A 24,490-nucleotide genomic window follows, 5' to 3' on the forward strand; every position below is an offset into this window, starting at 1 on the left:
CCATTTTTATCGATATGTACATTTTATAAATATTAAATTGCACTTCATTACTTTGGTAGCAATACAGTTAAACCTGCGTAAGCCCCAGCCCCCTTAGGGCTATAAGGATTGCTTGTGACCATATAGGTTGGACCGACTTGCCACTGAATGTGATAACCCATCACTTTGAATGTTTTACCACCACTAAGAGTCAGTTGATTAGTTGCTGCTTTGGAGTCGTAGTTGTATATGAGTTGGCTAGAGAGGTTGTAAGTCCACGCATGATCCGTTGTAAATGAAATCGTTGGCTGCACATTCAAAATATTAGCAGTACCACCAGAAATGTTATTGCCAATACCCCAGGAGTTAAACATAGCAGCACCGATAACCCAGTTATCAGGGGTAAAGAATGCACCAGCCGAAACCCCAAGCCCAGTTTGTCTAGTGCCATTATTGGTATTACTAGCTGGCGTCTGTATATAAGGGCCAATTCCGTAGTACCACTTATTTGCATACCTTGGCGCAAAAAAAGTAGCTAACTGTATTGGTTGATTTTGGTTGGTGACCTGCTGATCATTCGCGTTATGGTTGTAGGTCAGCATAGGATTGACTATCAACTGCAAATCACTATTAATATCGACAGGAATGATGGGATTAAATCCTATCTCAGTTTGCTGGGAGCCATTATTCAAACCCAATTTAGGGTTGTAGTTATATGTTATCGGCAGCTGTATCTGAGGATATAGCGGGTTCTGCATTTTTTGTCCGGCTTTGGCCTCTTCGCTCATCGTGCTACTGGATGTTTGCGATATAGCAAAACCAGCCAACCCTAAGAGCGCTAAAAAAACACTGAACTTGAGAGTGCTGGTCAAAAAATTCATGTAACTAATATCTTATTTTCTGGAGGTGCTTCATCAATGAAAATATTCTAAATTCGAGAAGAATAAAGCCACCCTGAGGTGGCTTTATTCAATGCAGTCAATGTACTTATTGATTCAATACAACAAAAACATCGGCGCCTGCTTTATCCACATCATAGCTTGAGATTGATTTGATTTGCTTAATATTCGCTAGCTTATTCATATCAACCACAGCAAAATTCATGTGGTTGATACTGCGCACATAATATTGATTGCGATTTAAATCGCTCATCGTAGTCCAAACAGTCACTTCACTTGAATAACCTTTCCCACGCACTCCATCACCAGATCCGCCCGCTCCATCAACTGTTAAATCATAAGGGCGATCAAAGTTATTCATCACATGAGCAAGCATATTCATCGCTTCATCAGGCGTCTTACCTTTGCGAACATAGTTAACATAGAAAGCGGCTTTTACGAAACGGCCTTGTGATGTTTGTGCGGACGGTAATGCTGTGAGCGCAATACCGGCATCCTGAGTTGATAATTTCAGTGTACCCAACTGACCAGTATTTTTATCCACATTGGTAAATGTATAGTTACTCAGATTTTGTAAATGCCATGGAAAATCAGGGCCATTTGTTAACACGCCAACGGGATTGTCATACACATTCATTTTATTGTTTGTAAACTCTACAACCAGATTACCGCCGGTTTTATCTACAAAGTGATAGTGCTGAGGCCATGGATTCGGACTAAAATCTTTTAGGATTGGTAGCCAAAATTCTGTTTCTTTACTTGCAAGTGCTGCCTTGAGCTCAGTAGCGCTCTGAAAATTACCCAGCGCCCAAGATCCAAAATCGGTGATAGATAACAGCTTGGAGTCTTCGGCTGTAAAAGGGACTGCAGTCGTTGAATTTAACCAGTTTATTTTCATACTGAGGCCATGGTCATTCATGCCATCTGCAAAGGTTACTTGCTTGGCAGTAGGGAGCGCAAGAGCAGTCATGCCCAAAATCGCATACTTGGTATTAAACGTTTTACCCTGCTTACCTGCTGGTGTAAAAGACTCAATTTTTGTGCCGGCAGGAAAATAGGTCATCGAAGTAGGAAGAACCGAACTAAATTCCAGGGTTCGACCATGATATCCATTACCCTTTACATCAGTCATCATCAAAGAGGTACATGCAACTGCATTACCGATGGACGCCACAATCAATGATGAAGCAGTCAGCAAACTAACTATATTTTTAATATTCACGCACTACTCTCCTTTTTGATAAAAGATCAGGGCCATTAATAACTAAAGACTCTAGGTAATCGACATTATTAAAAATGACAGCTCTGACTGCATATAAAGCCCAGTGCTCGAAGCATACATTACTTTTATATCAATTTATCGAAGATATTGTGTGTGAATCATGGGCATACAAATACAAGCTCCGCGGAAAAAGGCAGACTTTAACCCCATGAGCAGAGGGCCGTAGCAGTAATAGCAACTGAGTGAACTAGCATTGCCCTTAAATGTAGATATGAAAAGAGTAGCTATTCATCTTGAAATACCATTGGATATCTGAATACTCGCTAATGGTAAACCCGACATCACATTCACCGTTTTAAAACCGCTCCAAGGGGAGCTCATAGGCAGCGATAAAGACGCTTAAAATACTCAAATTGATATTGAAAGATAAATATGCTTACCGAAGAAAAAAAATCTTTAATTCAAGCTGAAGAACGTTACCGCCATGAAATGGCTAGCAAAATTCGATCAGAGCTTGGCATCCTAGGACAAGAGGTGCGCGACATTGAACGTGGCATTTGGGACAAGGTCAATGAGTTTTTAAATAGCAATGTGGGGATGTGGCTTTTATCTACCGTCTTAGTTACTGGTGGAGCTGGTGCTTATCAAACCATGCAACATCACTATGAAATGAAATTGCGCAATCGCACTCAATTAATTACTCATCAATTTGAAATCGCTAACCGCATTCAAAATATGAAATATTTTTTGCGTAAAGCCCAAACCATAGGTGACGCTCAGCTTGCATTGAAGAGCGTCTTTCTCAGCAAAACTCCAGTCAATCCAGATGTTGAAAAACTGAGTCTCTCAGTAATCTATTTTAATTTTTATCAAATGTTGGGCGCTCAAAACAAAGAGGCTCTTGAATTAGTCAGGAAGCTAGAGGATCAGGAATATATTCTTCAATCAGAAAAGGCAAGCGACCCATTACCAGATGCAGAAAAACAGAAGTTACTAGGATGGGTTGATGCACTAGAGCAAATTGAACTTAAAGAGTCTCATACTCGTTAAGCCCTCTATTAAGACCCCAAAAAAAACCACCCGAAGGTGGTTTTTTAATTTGGCAATTAGTACCCAGTCTTATTTGTAGAACAAATTAAACGTATCAGCACCAGCCTGATCTACCTCATATGTTGAGATAGACTTCATTTGCGTCACATTCTTTAGCTTGTTCATATCAATCATGGACCAGTTCATGGCATTAATTGATTTGACATAGAACCTATTTCTAGACAAATCACCCATAGTGGTCCATTGAGTAACCTCACTAGAGATAGTCTTAGCTTTTCCGCCATCACCAGATGACCCAACTGGATCTACAGTGAGTTCATTTGGTCTATCAAAGTTATTGATGATGTGTGCCAATAAATTCACAGCCTCATCAGGTGTTTTGCCTTTTTGAACATAGTTAGTATAAAAAGCACCTTTTACAAAACGTCCTGTAGCAGTTTGAGATGATGGCAAGGCTGTGAGAGCAATGCCCGCATCCGCTGTTTGTAGCTGCTGCTTACCTAATTGACCAGTATTTTTATTGACGTTATTAAATGTGTAGTTATTTAGATTCGTCAAATGCCATGGGAACTCAGGGAGGTTAGTCATTACGCCCACAGGATTGTCATAGACATTCTTTTTATTGTTCACAAACTCAATAACCAGTCCGTTGCCAGCTTTATCAAAAATGGCGTAATGCAATGGCAATGCCAAGTTACCTAGAAATGCTGTTGGCGGAAGCCAATGTTCGATGTCACTGCTCAACACCGCAGCCTTCAACTCAGCGACCGTCTTGTGATTGCCCAGAATCCAAGTTCCAAAATCATTTGTAGACATGATTTTTGCTGGGTTATTGCCCACAGGAGGTGCGGATGATGGAATCATGGCGTTAGCTGAAAAGCTCAATCCCTGGTCATTCATTCCGTCTAGCAGCAAAGGCATCTTGGCGCCTTTCACTAAGGCTCCAGTCATTCCTAAAATAGGATATTTAGTATTGAAAGTCATGCCTACTGCGCCTGAGGGCGTTACAGACTCAACTTTGGTTGCTGCTGGAATATAAGACAAAGAAGATGGGATTGGAAGCGTGTAAGGCAACTCCATAGTTCGTGCGTAATAGCCTTTGCCATTCACGTCCGTGACCATGAGGGCTGTACAAGCAAATGCATTTCCCACGGAAGAGAGAATGAGTGAGCATGCCAGCGTGAGGCTAGTAAAGATCTTGATATTTTTCATATTTATATGTGTATTCAGTTTGTTAATGAATCTGAGGAAATAGTACCATCTATGCCCTCCCTCGACCAAAAGAAAAACCACCCGAAGGTGGTCTTTCTATGTAAATAATCCGCAGAAGATTAACTCATGAGGTTAATTTACCGGGACCATTAATTTTGGTTGATTCAACTTTGTGTACTTAATTTCTTTAGCATTCATATCCATTTTTTTCATATCAAATGTATAGATATTATTGTTTTCGTACATCTTGATGTTGTAGGTCATGCTCTTGTTGTTAGCAACAACAACCCACTCGGTAGTTTCATATCCACCTGCGCCACCACCATAAGGATTGCTGGCTGGCAATGTAACTGACCCTGGAGGAATATCAAAGCTACCTAAGATATGCCATGCCGCAGAATCCATGTCGGCAGTTGTAAATGTCTTTGGAACTGAATCGGCCAAGAAGAGTGCACGAATGAAGCGGCTTGGGCTTAAGAAATCCCCTGGCAGGCCATGTAGGCCATTACCAGAACTAGGCGCTGGGAATGCAACGCCATTGATAACTCGAGGTGGCTGCTCTACCTTAGAGAGGTTGGAGTAGTTGCCAATACTATTCAGATGATCTTGAAATGGTGGATCATTGGTCATCACGCCTACGGGATTATCGGCCAGCACCAACTGCCCTTTGATGTACTCAACAACAACACTTTTTCCAGACGCATCATGGAAAGTGAAATGCGCTGCAGGAACTTGATTGCCATAGAACCCAAGCTTTGCACCATTCACTTTGAGGCTGCGTAAGCCAGTCTTAATCTCATCTACAGATGAATAATTAGTGAGTACGTAAGTTAGCACCTGACTTGCGTTGATGCTATTAGCGGAGTCCGCTGGAGCAACTACCGGAAAAGAGGCGCTAGTTGGGAAATTCAGGAGTCCGCCAGTTAAACCTTTTTCATTCATGCCATCAAACAAGATGGGTTGATTGAGGCCATTCATTCCTACGGCAGCGTACTTGGTAGTCCAGCTCATTCCAGAACCATACTTGCCATCAGTACCGATGCCCTTAAATTGATAGCCTTTTGGAACGGCCATCATCTGCGAGGCAAGCTGTATACCAAACTCCATTGAACGGCCGTAAACAGTACCGCCATCACTCCCCTTCAGCAAGAAGCTGGTGCACGCATTACTTGTCAGAGGTGCAAAAGCTAGAGTTGATGCAACTGATGCAGCCAGTATTTTTTTAATCATTTTTTGTTTCACTGTTACGCCCCTAAAGTAGGTAATTTGAATATTAAAATCATAACATTTAAGAGTCGTAAGTCAAACCCTGAGCACTAGAGCCCAGATGATAATAATTAGGCTTCAAAGTGGCATTAGGTCATATTGACTTTTGAGTGTTGCTCAGCATCCGGCCTTGGTCTTTCTCCGGCCACATAAGCCTTGGCAGCAGCATAAACATATTTCCAGCCTTGAATCCCCGTGCTATCCCAAAACTCCCGTTCGCTTGGGGTAAATTTCAGTAAGGCAATATTGGGATCAGTCTTACCAAGCGGAAACCACACCTTCCATATTTCCTTCCATAATTGCTCGATTAATGCGCGGTCATTCTCTATGGTCAGCTTACTGCTGACAGTGGCAAATTTCCTCCACCTTAACTGAGTTGAAATCCGTTAATAGATATGCAGTCATTCCCTCGTCCAAGCGTGCAATTGCCATAGGTCGCGCATGAATTCCACGCGAACTATGAGTAACCAACATAGCCTCATTAAAATCCTTGACCACATCATGCAAATTATTTTCTTTGTTCTTATCCGTCAAAACTGACTCCCTTATATTTGAAAAGTTTGATCCACTAACTACCCTAAAGCTTCATCCAGAAATAACAGTGCGCTAGCCAACATATCTACTGGCTAAGCAATGCGGCGGGTGACATTACTTCAAAGACTCATTACTTCCAGTTGATGTTGATTTTTTTATGCTGACCATTCGTCACATAAAAATTAGTAAGCAATTTTTGAGTGCCGTAAGTAGATTCAGATGAATACTTGCCAGACTTTAAGTCAAGCAAAATAAATGGACCATCTACCTGATGGGAGAGCAATTGAACGCCTTTGGCGTCCTTCACTACCAGTAAAACATTGGATACCCACTCGGATTGATTGCCATTCGTCTGGGAAAATTCCAAAAATAAAGGCTAGCGCTTTGCCTCCATTTCAATGGTCTCGGACTCACCCTACTCAACACCACCTTCAATAAAGCGAATTTCATTGGATGTTTGCAATGGCGGTAATTGAGCTACCGATAACAATGACACTAATCCTAAGCACAATCCAACAATATATTTTTTCATTTGTTCGTCTTCTATTTAGCTAAGTTCAAGAAGACTTAGACTAACAAGTCAAAAATAGTTTGTATGTCTGTTGCAAGACACAGCAAAAGAAAAACGACTTAGAAATTTCTCCCTAAGTCGTTGATATTGCTAGCGGGCTTATTAGAACCTTAATCAGTGACTTGCACGCCCTTCCAAAAAGCGATGTAACCAGCAATGTTATTTGCGGCAGATTTGGGTTCAGCGTAGTACCAAGCTGCATCTTTATTGGATTGGCCATTAACCTCAATATCGTAGTAACTTGCAGTTCCTTTCCAGGAACAAACTGTCTCTTTTTCTGATTTCTTAATAAACTGAGTTTTTAGGCTAGCAGGTGGGAAGTAATGATTGCCCTCCAGCACGATGGTTGCGTTTGAATCTGCCAAAACTTCATTATTCCAAATAGCTTTCATGCCACCTCCTCTTAAGGATTTAGGATAAAGCAAATATTAAATTTATGTTGTATAAAGATTGACGACTTTGAAGCTGATCCCGTTATAAAGAATTTATGAATACAACAACCCTCTCAGAAGCCACAGCAACAATGGATCAAGACTTTATTCCTGAGATCGAGTTGGGTTTACTGGCTGAGCGCGCATCTATTTCTCCAAAGTTTTTATACGATCCATTGGGATCACATCTATTCACTGCAATTACCTTGCTACCTGAGTACTACCCAACCAATACTGAAAAAAATATTTTTACCCAATATCAGAATGAAATTGCGCAGATAGTAGGTATTGGCGGAACTCTCATAGATTTGGGTGCTGGAAATTGCCAAAAGGCAGAATCTTTTTTTAACTCTCTCAAGCCCTCAAACTATATTGCAATTGATTTTTCAGTTGAGTACTTGCAAGACGCCTTAAATAAACTTGCCGGGAAGTATCCACATATTCAAATGCAGTGCATTGGGATGGATTTTTCTAAGCATCTCTCAGTTCCTGATACATCTAGCAATACGAAAAAAACCTTTTTTTATCCTGGCTCGAGTATCGGCAACTTTGTTAGCTCAGAAGCGCTTGAACTTCTCAGTCAAATCAAGAAGCAAGCAAATCAGGGCGGATTACTCATAGGCGTTGACCTCATGAAAGAGGACTCTGTTCTGATGGCGGCATACGATGACCCACTTAAAGTGACTGCCGCTTTTAATCTTAATATTCTGAGATCGATTAACTCGCATTTAGGCTCTAATTTCAGGGTTGATCAATTCCGCCATACAGTCAAAATTAATCATACTGAAAATAGGGTTGAGCTCTATCTAGAAGCCCTCGAGGACTTGACTGTTACGTGGAATGGAAACTCTAGGGTATTCAAAAAAGGTGAGTTGATTCATACTGAGTATTCTCATAAATACACCATTGAATCCATCAAGCAATTATTGAAAAATGCAGGTTTTGCATCAACCCATATTTGGAAAGATCCAAAAGACTATTTTGCAGTGATCTATGCCCAATAAAAACCGAAATGAACCGCTTTTGTCGGATCAATTACTTGAGCAATTCCATCGCTCCAGAAAGCACTCCCTAGATCTCGTCCTCAATCTGAGCCCTGAAGACTGCCAAGCGCAGTCCATGGAGGATGCTAGTCCTGCCAAATGGCATTTGGCCCATGTCACTTGGTTTTACGAAGTCATGGTTCTAAGGTCATTTGAGAAAAATTTCTCCTACTGGAATCCGGAGTTTGCGGTTTTATTTAATAGCTATTACAACGGCATTGGAGATAAACATCCACGTAGTAAGCGAGGCTTACTCACCCGCCCCTCTTTAGCTGAAGTGCTTGAGTGGCGTAAAAATGTTGAGGACCGAATTGCAAAACTTCTAAAGGATCATTTTTGCGAAGATTTGCCATGGTTAATGCAACTCGGAATTAACCACGAACAACAGCATCAAGAGCTGCTATTAACGGATATTCAGCACCTGTTCTCTAATAACTCTCTTGATCCAGCTTACTACCCCCAAAGCAAACCCACACTACAAAACGAGAAGTCATTTCAATGGCTAAAGGGTGTTCATGGTTTAGTGGAAACTGGCTATGAAGGCAGCGAATTTCATTTTGATAATGAAGGGCCTAAACATAATGCCCTCAATCAGATGCATTCCATTGGCAATCGACTAGTGAGCAACTCGGAGTGGCTTCAATTCATTGAAGATGGAGGGTATCAAAATTTCCGATGGTGGTTAGACGCCGGCTGGGCATGGCGCCAGGCAGAAAATATTTCCTCCCCACTGTATTGGAGCAAGGATGAGCAAGGTCGCTCTTTACGCTTCTCACTTCATGGCAATAGACTGCTAGATATGAATGCCCCGGTATCCAATATCAGCTATTTTGAGGCAGATGCTTTTACCCGCTGGGCTAGCGAGAATCTCCCAGGCTTTTCTGGGGCACGCCTACCAACAGAATTTGAATGGGAGGCATTTGCCAAATCTAATGCTGATCAATGCAATGATCTCTTTGGTGAGGTCTGGCAATGGACTAGCAGCAACTACACCCCCTACCCCGGATATCAGCCATGGGGCGGTATCGCTGGAGAGTACAACGGTAAGTTTATGGTAAATCAGATGGTCCTTAGAGGCAGCTCTGCCTTTACGCCTACGCAACATTCCAGACCGACCTACCGCAACTTTTTCCCAACCCACGCCCGTTGGCAGATGACAGGTTTAAGGCTTGCTAAAGATGGCGTTTGATTTTGATGCTCCCACCAACCGACTAGAAACGGATTCTATTCGCTGGGATAGTTTTGGTGTCAAAGAGGTGCTTCCTTTATGGGTAGCGGATATGGATTTCAAATCTCCTCCCTGCGTAATTGAAGCTCTAAATAAAAGAGTGCAGCAGGGAATATATGGCTACACCCATAGCCCCCATCAGATGAATGCGCTGATTGCTGGCTATCTACAAGAACAGTACCAGTGGCAGGTAGACCCCGATTGGATTGTGATTCTGCCTAGCGTTGTCTCTGGACTGTATACGGCCGTACAGCAGCTTTCCAACAGCGATGAAAACGTTCTGATACCCAACCCTGTTTACCATCACTTGCGACTTGCTTGCACCAGCTCAAATAGGCCATTTCAAGAAATGCCCCTTGAGCTCAAGGATGATCGCTGGGTATTGCCAAGTAATGGGTTATCGGGCCTGCTTAACGGTAAGACAAAGTTAGCTTTGTTCTGCAATCCTCAAAATCCAGGCTCTACCGTATTTACTAAAGAAGAGCTGCAAGAATTTGGAGATTTTTGCGTTCAAAATAATTTATGGATTTGCTCAGATGAAATTCATGCAGGCCTAGTCTTGGATGAAAATAAAAAACATATTCCATTAGCCAGCATCAGCAAAGATATTTCCAAGCAAACTGTAACCCTAATGTCTTTGAATAAAACCTTTAACTTTCCTGGCATTGGCCTTGCTTGGGCAGTAGCTGAAAACCCAATCTTACGTAAGGCTATTCAGGTTGGCCTTCACCAAACAATTGCGCCGCCATCTTTGCTGGCATATACGGCAACAATGGCTGCAATTACAGAAGGTGAACCCTGGAGGCAAGAGCTGATCGAATATTTAAGAGGCAATCAAAATAGGATTCATACAAGAATTAGCGCGATTCCTGGATTAAAAGTAGACAAGATGGAAGGTAGTTATCTTGCGTGGATTGATTGCAGCAGCCTTAACCTTCCAGATCCCTATCAACTCTTATTAGATGCAGGCTTGGCCACCTCACCAGGCAGCCAATTTGGTAGAGATCAGTTTGTAAGGCTCAACTTTGGAACGCAAAGAAGTCGTCTCAATCAAGCTTTAGATATTCTGGAAAAGACCTTTTCGTAGATTAGAACTAATGAAACCAACTATCAAAATAGATTTCGTATCGGATATAGCTTGCCCCTGGTGTGCGGTAGGTCTAGGTAACCTCAACAAAGCAATCGATTTGCTAAAAGATAAGGCTATTTTTGAGGTGCATTTTCGCCCCTTTGAACTGAATCCCAATATGCCCAAAGGTGGTCAAGATGTTATTGAACATCTCACTGAAAAGTATGGGTTATCGGCAGAGCAGGTCAAGGCCAATCAAGCGAATATTCGGGCCAAGGCATTAGAAGCTGGATTTGAGTTTCACCCAGAAGGTCGTAAACGGGTTTACAACACCTTTGATGCGCATCGCCTTTTGTATTGGACAATGAAAGAAGGCGATTTGCAAAAGCAAGCGGCTTTAAAAAATGAATTGCTCAAGACCTACTTCTGTCTTGCGATCAGCTTAGATGATCAGAATAATGTATTAGATGCAGTTACTCGTGCCGGACTAGATAGGGTTAGAGCGCAAGAGGTGCTGGCGAATAATGAATTTGCTAAAGAAGTTCGGGACGAAGAGGCTACCTATACAAACGCAGGCATCAGCTCTGTTCCCTCAATCATCATGAATGATCAATACCTCCTGCAAGGGGCTCAGCCTCCAGATTCATTTGTAAATGCATTTGAGCAGCTAATCCAAAAGAACTAAAAGACAAAAACCCTCACCATTACTGATGAGGGTTTGCTTTTTAGCGTCCATTAAGAATGGACGTTAAATCTTAAAAATATTTCTATTTAGAAATGGTTTTTAATCACCATTTCTGACTGAGGGATAAAGCCAGGTTTAGGCCACGCTGGTTTAACGCCTTTACCAATCACTAGCATTGCAGCAATCGCATAGTCTTTTGGCAAATGAATCAGCTCCGCCACCTTATCAAAATCAAACCCTACCATTGGGCATGAGTCATAACCCATAGCCTTTGCAGACAACATCATTGTTTGAAGCATGATTCCTGCAGAACGCATTGCTTCATCTCTTTGTAATTGATCTTTACCGGAGTAGAAAGGGTGAATCCAAGGCACCAGAATATCTTGGGCTTCCTTAGGAGCATTTACCCAATACCGAGCAGGATCTTTATCCCAAGCCTTGGTATCTACAGTCACTACAAATAGCAATGATCCCTCAGTAACCTGAGCTTGATCATGAGCAGCTTCTCGCAACTTGACCCTGAGGGCCTTGTCAGTGACATTTACTAAACGCCAATGCTGAATATTAAAAGATGATGGAGCCTGCATGGCAAGGTCGAGCAACTGCTCAGTCTCTTGCTTGGTAAATTGATGGTTTGGGTCAAAATGCTTGACTGCCCTACGTTCACGAATTGCATCAAATGTATTCATCAACTTCCTTGGTGAGATTAAAGTCTGATCATAAGGCAATTTTTTGAAAGTGATAGTCGGCTTCTACAAACGAAATAACCCTTACTGAAATTCCGTCCTTAGGCAGCGCTTGCTTATGACCTAAAGCAGTCCTTGATGGGCTGCAAATGAAGGTATTTGCAGCCTGCATTGAGATGCTAATATGGCATTTTGCGCAAACCATTCCAGGTCAAGACTCTATGATGCCTTTTAATAACACTGTAAGATTTTTCAACACCACTTTGATTCGAGGTGCTTACTTAACGATTGCAACCCTTTTCATTTCACTGGGCCTCAGTATTTCAGTGCAAGCTCAAGAAAAGGCTGAAGTTAAATATGCTCAAGTTGGGGATGTGAAATTAGCCTACTACTTAAAGGGTAAGGGTGACCCCATGATCCTAATTATGGGTTATGCAGCCACCATGAGCGCTTGGGATCCTGCCCTACTTGATGAGCTAGCAAAGAATAATCAACTAATCATTTTTGATAATCGCGGTGCTGGGCTATCTACCGATACAAAAGAAAACAATACAACCATTCCTCAAATGGCAGATGATGCCGCGGGCTTAGTCAAAGCACTCGGTTTCAAAAAGGTAAACATATTCTCATGGTCAATGGGCGCTCGAATTGGGCAACAACTTGTTATCAGGCATCCAGATTTGGTTAGCAAAGTCATTCTGCTCGCCCCAAATCCAGGCGGAAAATATCAGATTGCCATTTCCAAAAAAGTTGGTGAGGAGTTGAACAATCCAAGCCTATCACCGATGGAGAACTTCGAGTTATTGTTCCCAATTACACCTGAAGGTAAAGCGGCTGCCAAGACTGTGTATGCGAGGGTTATGGCAGCAAAAGCCGCAGGAACAATCCCTGATGATTTTGTCGTCTCCAAGGAAACCAAGGGGCGCCAAGTTCGTGCTCGCATCACCCTTTGGAATGCTGACAATCAGAATTACCAGGATTTAAAGAATATTAAGGTTCCTGTTCTAGTGGCAGATGGTCGTGAAGACATCATCGACAATCCTAAAAACTCAGTTGTTATTGCCAATCAAATTCCTTTTGCCTGGTTGGCTTTTTATGAAGGCGGACACGCATTCTTATTCCAAAGCTATAAGAAACTATCTGAAACTGTGAATGTATTCTTGCAAAAAGACTAACTAGGCAAATTAGCACTACCGCCCTAAAAGCCACTCAAGCATTACTTAAGCTTGTGCAAAAAAATACCAACCCGAGGGTTGGTATTTTGATTTCTGGTGGGCCCGCCAGGACTTGCACCTGGCAGCAAGGGATGATGGGGGCTTAGCCTGGTTAAGCCCAGCATTCAGCAGCGTTAAAACGGCAAGCACAACCGATTAGTGCCCTTTTACAGAAATTGCTCTGGCGGTTATGGAGGCGGTGATGTCATACATGACTTGGGCTCTATGTTGCTTATCACAATAATCACAATCACTTACCCGCCAGTACAGGTAATCATCAACCACCTTACCACTGGAATCCCTAATGATGGCTGCAATCTTAGAGTAGTTGACTTTAGCAAAATCAGCGACACCATCGCTTGCATTTGCAAGAATGATTGATCCAACAGTGTCTACCAAATTAGCATCAACCACGGTTAATTCAAGCTTCAATCCGCTACCACTTGATTCATTTAGGAGGCCCAATTGAACTAGCTTTTCTTTAATAGTTGAGGAAAATTTATCTTGCGAAAAACCACGCTGAGTCAATTCAGCTAAACCATTTTGAACATCAGGGGATAGGGACAATGTCATCGAAGACAATTGATTTTCTTGAGAAATCAGTAGGTCCTGCTGATGAACCCGGATAGTAAGGTTCATCATAGGGCTATCGCCAGTATATGAATGCGTTGCGTTTAATAAAACACTATTAGCACACCCGCCCAACAGTATTAGCGGGAAAATAATAAAGCACAAAGAAAATTTCACATAGACCTCAAATAATGGGGTTGCTTTCAAGTATTCAGAAATAGTACTCTAGGTTAAGCTGAACAGATTTAGCACCTTAATACTTCAAATAGAAAAACGACTTAGGAATTTCTCCCTAAGTCGTTGATATTACTGGTGGGCCCACCAGGACTTGAACCTGGGACCAAAGGATTATGAGTCCTCTGCTCTAACCAACTGAGCTATAGGCCCGTTAGTCTTTGGATCAATCTTCTTCGAGGAAGGTCTTGAGCTTGTCGCTGCGGCTTGGATGACGCATTTTTCTCAGGGCCTTGGCTTCAATCTGACGGATACGCTCACGAGTAACGTCAAACTGTTTACCAACTTCTTCGAGAGTATGGTCTGTGCTCATCTCAACACCAAAGCGCATACGCAATACTTTTGCTTCGCGTGGTGTTAATGAATCGAGAACATCTTTTACTACGCCACGCATAGAGTCATGCAATGCCGCTTCAGCTGGAGCCAATGTATTGCCATCCTCAATGAAGTCGCCTAAATGAGAATCTTCATCGTCACCGATTGGTGTTTCCATGGAGATTGGCTCTTTAGCGATCTTCATAATCTTGCGAATCTTGTCCTCAGGAATTTCCATCTTGAGTGCCAAGGTTGCAGCATCTGGCTCATGGCCAGTCTCTTGCAAGATTTGACGGCTAATACGGTTCATCTTATTGATCGTCTCAATCATATGAACTGGAATACGGATCGTACGCGCTTGATCGGCAATAGAGCGAGTAATCGCCTGACGGATCCACCAGGTTGCATAGGTAGAGAACTTGTAACCACGACGGTACTCAAACTTATCTACCGCCTTCATCAAGCCGATATTGCCCTCTTGGATCAAATCCAAGAACTGCAAACCACGGTTGGTGTATTTCTTAGCAATCGAGATTACTAAACGTAAGTTGGCAACAGTCATCTCACGCTTCGCTTCACGCGCACGCTTCTCGCCAGCGATCATTTGCTTGTTCACTTCTTTTAACTCTGGAAGTGGCAAAACAACACGGGTCTGAATATCAATTAACTTCTGTTGAAGCTCTTGAATTGCTGGAACGTTACGTTGCAACAATGCTGTGTATGGCTTGTTTTCTTTGAGTAACTTGGTAGTCCACTCTAGATTCATTGACATCTTAGGGAAGTCTTTTAATACTTCACCACGATTGACGCCAACCTTATCTACCAACAAGCTCACAATACCGCGCTCGAGTTTCCAAACTTGGTCTACTTGTGAACGCATGGTGTCGCATAACTTCTCAACACTCTTGGCAGTCAAGCGGAAGCCAAGCAACTCACCACGAATAGCTTCTTGTGCCTTGATATAAGCAGGGCAGTTGTAGCCCTCTTTATCAAAAGCACGGCGCATCTTGTCAGCTTGAGTGCGAACAATTGCAAATTTCTCTAAGGAGATTTGCTTCAACTCTTCTAATTGCTTAGCGTTAGCTGTAGCTGCACCACCGCCACCACCGCCGCCTTCATCTTCACCCTCTTCGCCACCCTCTTCAGCATCTGGGTCAACTTCTGGCTCTTCTGGTCCAAGCTTAATATCTTCAGCATTAGGGTCAACCAATCCATCAACAAACTGATCAATCTCCATCTCGCCACTAGCAATCTTGTCTACGTTAACCAAGATCTCACTAATCGTGACAGGGCAAGCAGCTAAAGCCATCACCATGTCTTTAAGGCCTGCTTCAATCTTCTTCGCAATGACGATCTCGCCTTCACGAGTCAAGAGGTCAACGGTACCCATCTCGCGCATATACATACGCACTGGATCGGTTGTACGACCAAACTCGGAATCCACAGTAGCTAAAGCAGCTTCCGCTTCTTCTTCAGCCTCTTCTTCGGAAGTTGTTGCCGAGGCGTTTTCATTGAGCAAGAGTGTTTCAGCATCTGGAGCTTGCTCGTAAACAGTAATGTTGATGTCATTTAAGAGGCTGATCAATGTTTCTAATGCATCTGCATCAGACAATTCATCTGACATCACGTCATTCATTTCGCCATGAGTTAGATAACCCTTGGACTTACCCATCTTGATCAAAATCTTAAGACGGGTACGACGTAATTCTTGCTGCTCTTCAGAGCCCAACTGCTGTGCTGCGAATTCTTTTAATAGTGCTTTTTCTTTTGCCTTACGCTCACGCGCTTTTTGACGATCAGTCAATACTGGCTCAGCACCTTCTGCAGGAGCATCCGCCTTTGGTTTACGACCCTTCTTCACTTCCTCAGTGGCCGCTGCCTCAACTTCCACTTCCTTAGCCTTTTTACCCTTGATCTCTTTAGCCTCTTTTACTGGCTTAGCTTCCTTCACTACTTCAGCTTTGGGAGCAGCAACTTTGCCTTTTTTAGCAGCCTCAATTTTTTCGACTTTAGCCGGTGCTTTTGCAGGGGCCTTTACTGGTTTAGCAGGTGCTTTTGCTACTGGCTTAGCCGGAGCCTTTGCTGGCTTAGCCGCTGCTTTTGCAGGAGCCTTTACTGGTTTGGCTGGCGCTTTTGCTACAGGCTTAGCTGGTGCTTTTGCTTTCGCTACTGGCTTAACCGCCTTTGCAGGAGCCTTTGCTGGTTTGGCTGGCGCCTTAGCTTTTGCTACGGGCTTTGTAGGAGCCTTTGCTTTCGGTGCTGGTTTAGCAGGTGCTTTAACTGGTTTAACTGCTGCCTTTACTGGCTTAGCCGGGGCTTTTGCCTTAGCAACTGGTTTAGCAGCAGCCTTCGTTTTTGCCACGGGCTTTGCGGGTGCTTTTCCTTTCGCTGCTGGCTTGGCTGGTTTAGCTGCTGGTTTTTTCTTGATATTTGGCATTTATTAGCACTTACTCACTTTACTGATGATTGTTCTCGACTGCTCAGGCGCAGCCACTTTGTCCACTTGCCCCAAATTTCTTCAAAATAAAGCGCAAGTGGCTGAATTAAATCGGTTTTTTTCTGGGAATAGAGGATTATAGTCGATTGCGACTTTTTTACCCCCTTCCATACTCAGAATATGGGGTAAATTTCGGGTTTTTCTAGGTTTAAATCAGAAAAATCTTAGGAGAATTTCAATCTTTCGCCCAGCTCGCGATATCGAGCCCGATCTTGCTCTGTGGCAGTAGTGGCAGCGATCTTTTGCGCGATTTCCGTCATTTCCATCTTGAGATGGGTAAGTTCCAGCTTTTTGAATGCTCCCTCAAGATCAGCGACTGCGCCATCAAGGTCTAAATCAGAACCCATCACCCGTTTTCTCAACACTTCATAGAGTGGGGCAAGCTCACTGCGGGATAACTGATCTTGGAATAGTGCAAATGCGCCAGCACCTACTGATGGTGGCTTGCCATTCTCACCAGGAATCAATTCAACCTGATCGCATTGAGCCAATAAATCCTTCATGAGCTCCAAGGCTTTTTCTGAACGCAATTCGGAAGCTTGCAAAGCAAGCGCTCTCTTATTGGCATCCAAAGCTTTTCCTAAATGCGGAAACTGAATCAAGACGCGCAACATCTGCTCCGCTAAATCTGTAGGGGCTTGAGGTGGTGGAATATTTTGTATTGGTGCTCTTTTTGCTGAACCTTTAGATGCTTGCCACGGTGCGCCTTGCGTGCGATTGCCACTATTGGCTTGAACGAAATTAGGTGCGCGTTGATTCGTTGTTGCATAAGAACCCTGCTGCACTGGTGCAGGCGCCACTGTCAATCCACAGAAAGACTCTAACTCTGCAGGCGTTGAATTGGTTCGAATAGCAAGCTCACGCAAAATTTGTGTACGCAAAGCGATTGGCGGCATTGATAGCAATAAAGGTTTTGCTGCGTGATGCGTTTGCGCTCTGCCCTCTGGCGTAGTCAACTCATGGTCTTGGCTGGCAATCTTGAAGAAGAAGCTTGAGATCGACATTGCCTCTTTAATCACTTTCTCAAAGGCAGGTGCGCCATAGGCTCGGACATAACTATCAGGGTCATGCTCCGTCGGCAAAAACAAGAAACGAATTTCTTTGTCATCAGACATTAATGGCAAACATGCTTCCAACGCACGCTGAGCGGCGCGCTGACCAGCAGAGTCACCATCAAATGAAAATACGATGCGATCAGTTTGACGTAACAACATACGTACATGATTTGCGGTACAGGCCGTACCCAATGTGGCTACTGCGTTAGGGAAACCCAATTGCGCAAGTGCCACGACATCCATATAGCCCTCACATACGAGAACATATTCTTGAGAACGAATTGCTTGTCTTGCTTCAAACAATCCGTAGAGCGTATTGCCCTTAGAAAATAGCGGCGTCTCAGGTGAATTTAAATACTTGGGCTCACCTTGATCGAGAATGCGTCCACCAAAGCCAATCGCCTGACCCTTGGGGTTGCGAATCGGGAACATGATGCGATCACGAAAACGATCATAGCGACGCGCTGTTTGATTGTTATCGCTTTGCTCGCTCTGAATAAGTAAACCGCCTTCAAGCAAAGTCTTCGCTACTTCATCATTGGCATAAGTACCAAATACTGCTTCAAGCCCTTGCCAGCCATCAGGCGCATAACCTAAGGCATAGCGTTTAGCGATCTCACCAGTGAGGCCGCGCCCCTTGAGGTATTCGACTGCGCGAGGCGCTACTTTGAGCTGTTGGCGATACCAATCTGCAGCTGCGCTCATGACCTCACTTAAAGCCATGGTTTGCTGTTGGCGAGCAACATCATTCGCAGTGCGCTCTTCACGCGGTACATCCAATCCTGCAGAACGCGCTAAGTCCTCAATAGCGTCTACATAACCAAGTCCAGAGTACTCCATCAGAAAACTAATGGCAGAGCCATGTGCTCCACAACCAAAGCAGTGGTAAAACTGCTTAGTCGGTGACACCGAAAATGAAGGAGACTTCTCAGAATGAAAGGGGCACAAACCTTGATAGTTTGCGCCCGCTTTTTTTAACTTCACGTGCTGCCCAACCACATCCACGATGTCAACCCGATTTAATAAATCGGCAATGAAGGTTTGGGGTATGAGAGCCATCAGTAGTAGATGAGGCTGATTTTTTAGCTTGCTTTCAACTTACTTAGCAAGTGCAGCTTTTACCAAACCAGAAACTTTACCCATGTCAGCCTTACCAGCCAACTGACCTTTGAGAACACCAATCACTTTGCCCATGTCTTGCGGTCCAGCAGCGCCTGTTGATGCAACTGCTGCAGCTACAGCCGCTTCCACTTCAGCATCAGACAACTGTGCGGGTAAGTAATCTTGCAGAATGACCATCTCAGCCGCTTCAATCGCAACTAAATCATCACGATTGGCTTTTTCAAATTGAGAGATAGAGTCTTTGCGTTGCTTAATCATCTTCTCAACGGTGGCGATCACACTTGCATCATCCATCACAATGCGATCATCTACTTCACGCTGCTTGATAGCTGCCAGCAAAAGACGAATAGTTCCAAGGCGCGCTACTTCTTTTGCACGCATTGCGTTTTTCATATCTTCGGTAATTTGATCTTTCAGACTCATGGCATTTTTCCTAGTATTCAGTATCTAATAAATTGCTGGTGATTCAAAAGCAAAAACCCGCTGCGTTTCACCGTCAGCGGGTTTCAAAGCCTCTCGGTGAGGAGAGCTTTTAAATTCGATTAGTAAAGCTTTTTAGGCAACATCTGGCTGCGGATACGCTTGTAATGGCGTTTAGCAGCAGCGGCCTTCTTGCGCTTACGTTCAGCCGTTGGCTTCTCGTAGAACTCGCGGGCACGCAAGTCTGTCAAAAGGCCATTCTTTTCAATGGTGCGCTTGAAACGGCGCAATGCCACTTCAAAAGGTTCGTTCTCACGGAGGCGGACTGTAGTCATACTTGTTTAACTCGTATATGCTCGAAAAATATCGAAAAATTAACTGAAACGCGATTCTAGCACGACCAAGCAAAAAAATGATTGTTTTAGGCATAGAAACTTCTTGTGATGAGACCGGGGTGGCCATATATGACACCTCCCCCTGGGAAAACCACGCCCCAGCCCATCAGGGCATCCTAGGGCAGGCCCTGCACTCCCAAATAGCCATGCACCGGGACTATGGGGGCGTTGTACCAGAATTGGCCTCTAGAGACCATATAAGACGGGTTTTACCCCTTTTGGACGACGCTTTGCATGAAGCTGGCCTCAAATTAAAGGATATGGATGCGGTGGCCTATACCCAGGGTCCCGGCTTAGCTGGCGCCCTGCTAGTAGGTAGCGCCTTTGCCAAATCCTTGGCTCAGGGCCTCAATTTACCCTCCATTGGGGTACACCACCTTGAAGGGCACCTACTTTCCCCGCTTTTAGGGGTTTCAGTACCGGAATTCCCGTTTATCGCCCTTTTAGTCTCGGGTGGACATACCCAACTGATGCTGGTGAGCGGAGTTGGCAAATACCAACTTCTAGGCGAAACCTTGGACGACGCTGCTGGCGAAGCCTTCGATAAAACGGCTAAGTTGCTGGGTTTGGACTACCCGGGTGGAGCCGCCATTTCTAAATTGGCAGAAAAAGGCCAATCTGGAAGATTTGACCTGCCCAAGCCAATGTTGCATTCAGGGGATTTGGATTTCTCTTTCTCGGGACTCAAAACGGCAGTCCTGAATCAGGTGAAAAAATTTGAAGCACTGGGCATTACCGATTCCGAAGAAATTGCAACATTTCATGCGGATCTTGCTCGCAGCTTTGTCGATTCCTTGGTGGCGGTGTTAGTCAGCAAGTCAGAAAAGGCGCTGAAGCAAACTGGTTGCAAACATTTAGTGCTCGCTGGTGGTGTGGGTGCCAATTTGCAATTACGCGCAGCTCTGAATGCAAGTGCCAAGAAAAATCGATTTGAAGTGCACTACCCACCAGTTGATCTGTGTACCGATAACGGTGTGATGATTGCTTTTGCTGGTGCACTACGTATGTTGGCAGAAAATAACGGCTCAACTACTTCGGGTGCTTTTGATATCAAACCCCGTTGGGATTTGGCGAGCAATAATCTCGCTTAAGTAAATCTCGTTTTAGTGCTGCTTACTTAGTCAGACTAATTTTAGCGTAGGCGCTGTGATTGTGAATCGACTCAAAGTTCTCAGCCTCAACCACTAAAGACAAAATACGATCATCGCCTTTAAGTTGACCAGCAACATCGCGCACCAAGTCTTCTACAAACTTTGGATTGTCATACGCACGCTCAGTAACCCACTTCTCATCAGGGCGCTTGAGCAAACCCCACAACTCGCTAGAGGCTTGGCTCTCAGCGGCTGCAACCAAATCTTCTACTGTCATCTTGGTTTGTGGATCAAGCTCAACAGACATCGTTACATGTGAGCGTTGATTATGTGCGCCGTACTCAGAAATCTCTTTCGAGCAAGGGCACAAACTCATCACAGGAACTAAGGCGCGGAGGTTTAACTCAACGCCGATTTCGCCAGACGCATTTTGTTTAGCCTTCGCAGTCCAAGTTACCTCGTAATCCATCAAGCTTTCAACACCAGATACGGGAGCAGCTTTTTTTACGAAGTGCGTATAAGTAAATTGAATGCGACCTTCTGTTGCATTGAGTAGCGGCAACATCTCACGCACCATTGCAACTACGGATGCGCTATCAATAGGCTCATTGTGTTTTTGTAAGAGCGCAATGAAACGGGACATATGGGTGCCCTTCACATGCGCAGGCAAAGCTACATCCATTTCAAAATTACCAACAGCCGGCATTACGCCTGTCTGAGTGCGAATACTTAATGGATGACGCAATCCCCGAATCCCAACCTGCTCAATTGGCAAAGCACGCTCATCATGCGAGGATTGAATATCCGGCATGGATTGCGGTTTGAGAAAGGCGGTGTTGATGTCGTTCATGGCTCTATTTTCAAGCAAAAATGACTTATTTGCCTGCAGCCACAGGATTTGCAGCAGTTTTCAGGGGGAAACGCAGGGAAATGGCCTTTGCAATCCCCTCAGAGTCCAGGCCACACTTACTCATCAAGAGTTTGTAATCGCCATGCTCTACGAATTCATCTGGAAGACCTAGTTGCAATAGGGGCTTATTAATACCCATAGCGGAGAGTGCCTCTAAGCAAGCGCTACCAGCACCACCCTGAATCGCACCATCTTCAATCGTCACAAAATAATCATGATCTTGCGCCAAAGATTTAAGAAGCTCCAGATCCAATGGCTTTACAAAGCGCATATTAGCAACTGAAGCATCAATATGTTCGGCCACTTCGAGTGCTGGGTACAGCAAAGTTCCGAAAGCCAAAATTGCTACGCGCTGGCCTGCGGGTGCAGTGGACTTACGGCGCAATTCACCTTTGCCTAATGGCACGGTACGCAATTCTTTTGAAGGAATAGTTCCAACACCAGCACCACGCGGATAACGAACTGCACTTGGGTGAGGCTGATGGAAAGCTGTCGTTAGTAAATCGCGACACTCTGCTTCATCTGCTGGCGTTAATACCAACATATTTGGAATGCAACGCAAGAACGGGATGTCATAGGCACCAGCATGCGTTGCGCCATCTGCGCCGACTAAGCCAGCACGGTCCAATGCAAACAACACTGGAAGATCTTGAATCGCCACATCATGAATCAGTTGATCGTAAGCGCGCTGCAAGAAGGTTGAATAGATCGCCACTACGGGCTTCATCCCTTCACATGCCATACCAGCAGCAAAAGTCACTGCATGTTGTTCTGCAATACCAACGTCGTAATAACGCTTTGGGAAATTCTGCTCAAACTCTACGAGACCAGAGCCCTCGCGCATTGCTGGCGTAATACCAATTAACAATGGATCGGCATGTGCCATATCGCACAGCCACTCACCAAATACTTGAGTAAAGGTTTTAGGGGCAGGAGTGGCGGACTTCTTAACACCCTCTTCTGGGTTGAACTTGCTTGGGCCGTGATACAGAACTGGATCCGCTTCAGCCAACTCATAGCCTTGACCTTTGCGCGTCACGACATGCAAGAACTGTGGGCCACGACCTTCGAGCGCTAAGCGGCGTACGTTTTGCAGCATCGGAATGAGCGCATCTAAATCATGACCATCGATTGGCCCAAAGTAGTTAAAGCCAAACTCTTGAAAAATAGTTGAAGGTGAAACCATGCCCTTGGCGTGATCTTCTAAACGTTTTGCAAACTCACGCAATGGCGGCGCAATGGATAAAACGCTATCAATGCCCTTCTTCGTTGCAGAATAAATATTGCCACTTAATAATCTAGCCAAGTGTCGATTGAGCGCGCCCACTGCTGGCGAGATCGACATATCGTTGTCATTCAGAATCACAACCAATGGCAAGTCGTCATACACGCCGGCATTGTTCATGGCTTCAAACGCCATGCCACCAGTCATCGCGCTATCGCCAATCACAGCAACCGCAACTTGTTTTTCACCTTTGGTTTGAAAGGCACGCGCCATACCCATTGCTGCAGAAATACTTGTTGAGGAGTGCCCAGTGCCAAAGGCATCGTATTCACTTTCAGCGCGACGTGGAAAACCAGATAAGCCGTCAAACTGACGCAGCGTATTCATGCGCTCACGACGACCAGTCAAAATTTTATGTGGATAACTTTGATGACCCACGTCCCAGACGATTCGATCCTGGGGTGTATCGAAGACATAGTGCAGTGCAATCGATAGTTCAACTGTTCCTAAATTAGATGAAAGGTGTCCACCCGTTTTAGAAACAGAATCCAAGACAAACTGACGCAACTCATCTGCGAGCGCAGGAAGCTGCTCGCGGGGAAGTTTTTTTAAATCTGCAGGGGAGTGAATGGAATTTAAAGTCATCAAATCTTCAGTAATCTTATTTGCCTCTATTAACTACTAACAGAGCCAAATCTTTTAGAGCCTGGGCTTTAGGGCCAAAACTCTCTAAGCTAGCAATTGCGGTTTCTTGCAAATCTTTTGCTGCTTTCTGTGCATAGTCTAAACCCATCAAGGTGACATAGGTTGGCTTGTCATTGGCAGCGTCTTTCCCAGCGGTTTTACCCAGGGTTTGACTATCCGAAGTAGCGTCGAGAACATCATCCACAATTTGAAAGGCTAAACCTAAAGCTCCGGAGTAATTTTGGAGATGTTGCATTTGAGCCGAATTAAGCTTGGCAGCAATACCACCCATCTGCACCGAACAAGAAAGCAAAGCGCCTGTTTTCATCGCATGCATTTGCTTTAAGCCACCCAGATCTAACTTCTTGCCCACACTTTCTAAATCAATCGCTTGTCCGCCTGCCATTCCACGCGAACCAGATGCACTGGCCAAAGCACTGATCATGGCCAATCGCGTATCAGCATCACACTGTGCATTTGCCAAAATCTCAAATGCGCGAGTTTGCAATGCATCGCCAACCAATAAAGCAGTCGCCTCATCGAAGGCCTTGTGGACTGTGGGTCGGCCACGACGCAAATCATCATCATCCATGCAAGGCAAATCATCATGCACTAATGAATAGGCGTGAATACATTCGATTGCCACAGCAGCAGAATCTAAAGCTACCTTCTTCTCTTGACTGGAATCATCACTTAACTCACCAGCGGCATAAACCAATAAGGGACGAATGCGTTTACCGCCACCTTGAGCGGCGTAACGCATAGCTTCATGCAAACGCGCAGGATTGGTATCGGCAGCATCAAGCAAATTGTCTAAAGCCGATTCGGTTCGCTGCCCGTGAGCGCGAACCCAATCTTCAAATGAAAGTGCATTGTTCATGAA

22 protein-coding genes, 1 tRNA gene and 1 pseudogene are annotated in these 24,490 nt (G+C 44.4%); 7 read left to right on the forward strand and 17 right to left on the reverse strand.

The features are described from left to right. Positions 1-47 precede the first annotated feature (47 nt). Together ICN14_RS04550 and ICN14_RS04555 are read right to left on the reverse strand one after the other, a co-directional pair. Positions 48-860 (reverse strand): hypothetical protein, encoded by an 813-nt coding sequence (locus tag ICN14_RS04550; protein ID WP_216225231.1) that lies wholly within the window; start codon positions 858-860, stop codon positions 48-50. 106 nt (positions 861-966) lie between these two features. After that, positions 967-2,100 carry a linear amide C-N hydrolase gene (locus ICN14_RS04555; RefSeq protein ID WP_370624812.1) on the reverse strand — a complete coding sequence of 378 codons (1,134 nt, stop codon included), beginning with the start codon at positions 2,098-2,100 and terminating at the stop codon, positions 967-969. A gap of 432 nt (positions 2,101-2,532) precedes the next feature. Between ICN14_RS04555 and ICN14_RS04560 the strand changes: the two genes are divergently transcribed. Then, positions 2,533-3,150 carry a hypothetical protein gene (locus ICN14_RS04560; RefSeq protein WP_216225232.1) on the forward strand — a complete coding sequence of 206 codons (618 nt, stop codon included), beginning with the start codon at positions 2,533-2,535 and terminating at the stop codon, positions 3,148-3,150. Positions 3,151-3,219: 69 nt separating this feature from the next. Here the strand turns inward: ICN14_RS04560 and ICN14_RS04565 are convergent, their stop codons facing one another. The 5 genes and pseudogenes from ICN14_RS04565 to ICN14_RS04590 form a co-directional block, all read right to left on the reverse strand. Continuing rightward, positions 3,220-4,362, reverse strand: coding sequence for a linear amide C-N hydrolase (locus ICN14_RS04565; protein WP_216863229.1), 1,143 nt, complete (start codon positions 4,360-4,362; stop codon positions 3,220-3,222). A 132-nt stretch (positions 4,363-4,494) separates the two neighbouring features. Continuing rightward, positions 4,495-5,604 (reverse strand): choloylglycine hydrolase family protein, encoded by a 1,110-nt coding sequence (locus tag ICN14_RS04570; protein WP_216225235.1) that lies wholly within the window; start codon positions 5,602-5,604, stop codon positions 4,495-4,497. A 113-nt stretch (positions 5,605-5,717) separates the two neighbouring features. Further along, a pseudogene (locus tag ICN14_RS10355) lies at positions 5,718-6,102 on the reverse strand (pyridoxamine 5'-phosphate oxidase family protein). A 190-nt stretch (positions 6,103-6,292) separates the two neighbouring features. Next, positions 6,293-6,529 carry a hypothetical protein gene (locus tag ICN14_RS04585; protein ID WP_216225239.1) on the reverse strand — a complete coding sequence of 79 codons (237 nt, stop codon included), beginning with the start codon at positions 6,527-6,529 and terminating at the stop codon, positions 6,293-6,295. Positions 6,530-6,843: 314 nt separating this feature from the next. Then, positions 6,844-7,125: a DUF427 domain-containing protein gene (locus tag ICN14_RS04590; protein WP_216225241.1), complete on the reverse strand. Its 282-nt coding sequence runs from the start codon at positions 7,123-7,125 to the stop codon at positions 6,844-6,846. A 95-nt stretch (positions 7,126-7,220) separates the two neighbouring features. On the opposite strand from ICN14_RS04590, the gene egtD reads away from it, so the two are divergent. The 4 genes from egtD to ICN14_RS04610 are packed head-to-tail and all read left to right on the forward strand — an operon-like array spanning position 7,221 to position 11,189. Beyond that, on the forward strand, positions 7,221-8,168 hold the full coding sequence (egtD, locus tag ICN14_RS04595; RefSeq protein WP_216225244.1) for an L-histidine N(alpha)-methyltransferase: 948 nt from the start codon (positions 7,221-7,223) through the stop codon (positions 8,166-8,168). Then, complete coding sequence (egtB, locus tag ICN14_RS04600; protein ID WP_216225246.1) at positions 8,158-9,396, forward strand: ergothioneine biosynthesis protein EgtB; 1,239 nt, start codon at positions 8,158-8,160, stop codon at positions 9,394-9,396. Before egtD ends, egtB begins: the two co-directional genes overlap by 11 nt. Beyond that, positions 9,386-10,522 carry a MalY/PatB family protein gene (locus ICN14_RS04605; protein WP_216225248.1) on the forward strand — a complete coding sequence of 379 codons (1,137 nt, stop codon included), beginning with the start codon at positions 9,386-9,388 and terminating at the stop codon, positions 10,520-10,522. The genes egtB and ICN14_RS04605 overlap by 11 nt, the downstream gene beginning before the upstream one ends. A 10-nt stretch (positions 10,523-10,532) precedes the next feature. Then, positions 10,533-11,189: a DsbA family oxidoreductase gene (locus ICN14_RS04610; RefSeq protein ID WP_216225249.1), complete on the forward strand. Its 657-nt coding sequence runs from the start codon at positions 10,533-10,535 to the stop codon at positions 11,187-11,189. Positions 11,190-11,275: 86 nt separating this feature from the next. On the opposite strand, the gene ICN14_RS04615 is transcribed toward ICN14_RS04610, so the two are convergent. Next, positions 11,276-11,878 carry a nitroreductase family protein gene (locus ICN14_RS04615; RefSeq protein WP_216225251.1) on the reverse strand — a complete coding sequence of 201 codons (603 nt, stop codon included), beginning with the start codon at positions 11,876-11,878 and terminating at the stop codon, positions 11,276-11,278. Positions 11,879-12,024: 146 nt separating this feature from the next. Between ICN14_RS04615 and ICN14_RS04620 the strand changes: the two genes are divergently transcribed. Further along, a complete protein-coding gene (locus ICN14_RS04620; RefSeq protein WP_216225253.1) occupies positions 12,025-13,050 on the forward strand; it encodes an alpha/beta fold hydrolase in 1,026 nt (341 codons plus the stop codon). 195 nt (positions 13,051-13,245) lie between these two features. On the opposite strand, the gene ICN14_RS04625 is transcribed toward ICN14_RS04620, so the two are convergent. The 6 genes from ICN14_RS04625 to rpsU all read right to left on the reverse strand — a co-directional run bounded on the left by ICN14_RS04625 (position 13,246) and on the right by rpsU (position 19,637). After that, positions 13,246-13,866: a hypothetical protein gene (locus ICN14_RS04625; RefSeq protein WP_216225255.1), complete on the reverse strand. Its 621-nt coding sequence runs from the start codon at positions 13,864-13,866 to the stop codon at positions 13,246-13,248. Positions 13,867-13,969: 103 nt separating this feature from the next. Next, positions 13,970-14,046: transfer RNA gene (locus ICN14_RS04630), tRNA-Ile, on the reverse strand. Between the two features lie 13 nt (positions 14,047-14,059). Beyond that, a complete protein-coding gene (gene rpoD / locus ICN14_RS04635) occupies positions 14,060-16,645 on the reverse strand; it encodes an RNA polymerase sigma factor RpoD (RefSeq protein ID WP_216225257.1) in 2,586 nt (861 codons plus the stop codon). A gap of 224 nt (positions 16,646-16,869) precedes the next feature. Next, entirely contained in the window at positions 16,870-18,819 is a 1,950-nt protein-coding gene (gene dnaG, locus ICN14_RS04640; RefSeq protein ID WP_216225258.1) for a DNA primase, read from the reverse strand. A gap of 39 nt (positions 18,820-18,858) precedes the next feature. Beyond that, a complete protein-coding gene (locus tag ICN14_RS04645; protein WP_216225261.1) occupies positions 18,859-19,305 on the reverse strand; it encodes a GatB/YqeY domain-containing protein in 447 nt (148 codons plus the stop codon). Positions 19,306-19,424: 119 nt separating this feature from the next. After that, on the reverse strand, positions 19,425-19,637 hold the full coding sequence (rpsU, locus tag ICN14_RS04650; protein WP_011903537.1) for a 30S ribosomal protein S21: 213 nt from the start codon (positions 19,635-19,637) through the stop codon (positions 19,425-19,427). Positions 19,638-19,714: 77 nt separating this feature from the next. Between rpsU and tsaD the strand changes: the two genes are divergently transcribed. Continuing rightward, positions 19,715-20,788 carry a tRNA (adenosine(37)-N6)-threonylcarbamoyltransferase complex transferase subunit TsaD gene (gene tsaD, locus ICN14_RS04655; protein WP_216225263.1) on the forward strand — a complete coding sequence of 358 codons (1,074 nt, stop codon included), beginning with the start codon at positions 19,715-19,717 and terminating at the stop codon, positions 20,786-20,788. Between the two features lie 22 nt (positions 20,789-20,810). On the opposite strand, the gene folE2 is transcribed toward tsaD, so the two are convergent. From folE2 to ICN14_RS04670, 3 genes are read right to left on the reverse strand one after another with little or no spacing between them, the layout of a single operon-like run. Continuing rightward, on the reverse strand, positions 20,811-21,638 hold the full coding sequence (gene folE2 / locus ICN14_RS04660; RefSeq protein WP_216225264.1) for a GTP cyclohydrolase FolE2: 828 nt from the start codon (positions 21,636-21,638) through the stop codon (positions 20,811-20,813). A 25-nt stretch (positions 21,639-21,663) separates the two neighbouring features. After that, complete coding sequence (gene dxs / locus ICN14_RS04665; protein ID WP_216225266.1) at positions 21,664-23,568, reverse strand: 1-deoxy-D-xylulose-5-phosphate synthase; 1,905 nt, start codon at positions 23,566-23,568, stop codon at positions 21,664-21,666. 16 nt (positions 23,569-23,584) lie between these two features. After that, positions 23,585-24,487, reverse strand: a complete 903-nt coding sequence (locus ICN14_RS04670) for a polyprenyl synthetase family protein (RefSeq protein ID WP_216225269.1) — start codon at positions 24,485-24,487, stop codon at positions 23,585-23,587. Between the last annotated feature and the right edge of the window lie 3 nt (positions 24,488-24,490).

The organism is Polynucleobacter sp. MG-27-Goln-C1 (assembly GCF_018881905.1).
Lineage (GTDB): Bacteria > Pseudomonadota > Gammaproteobacteria > Burkholderiales > Burkholderiaceae > Polynucleobacter.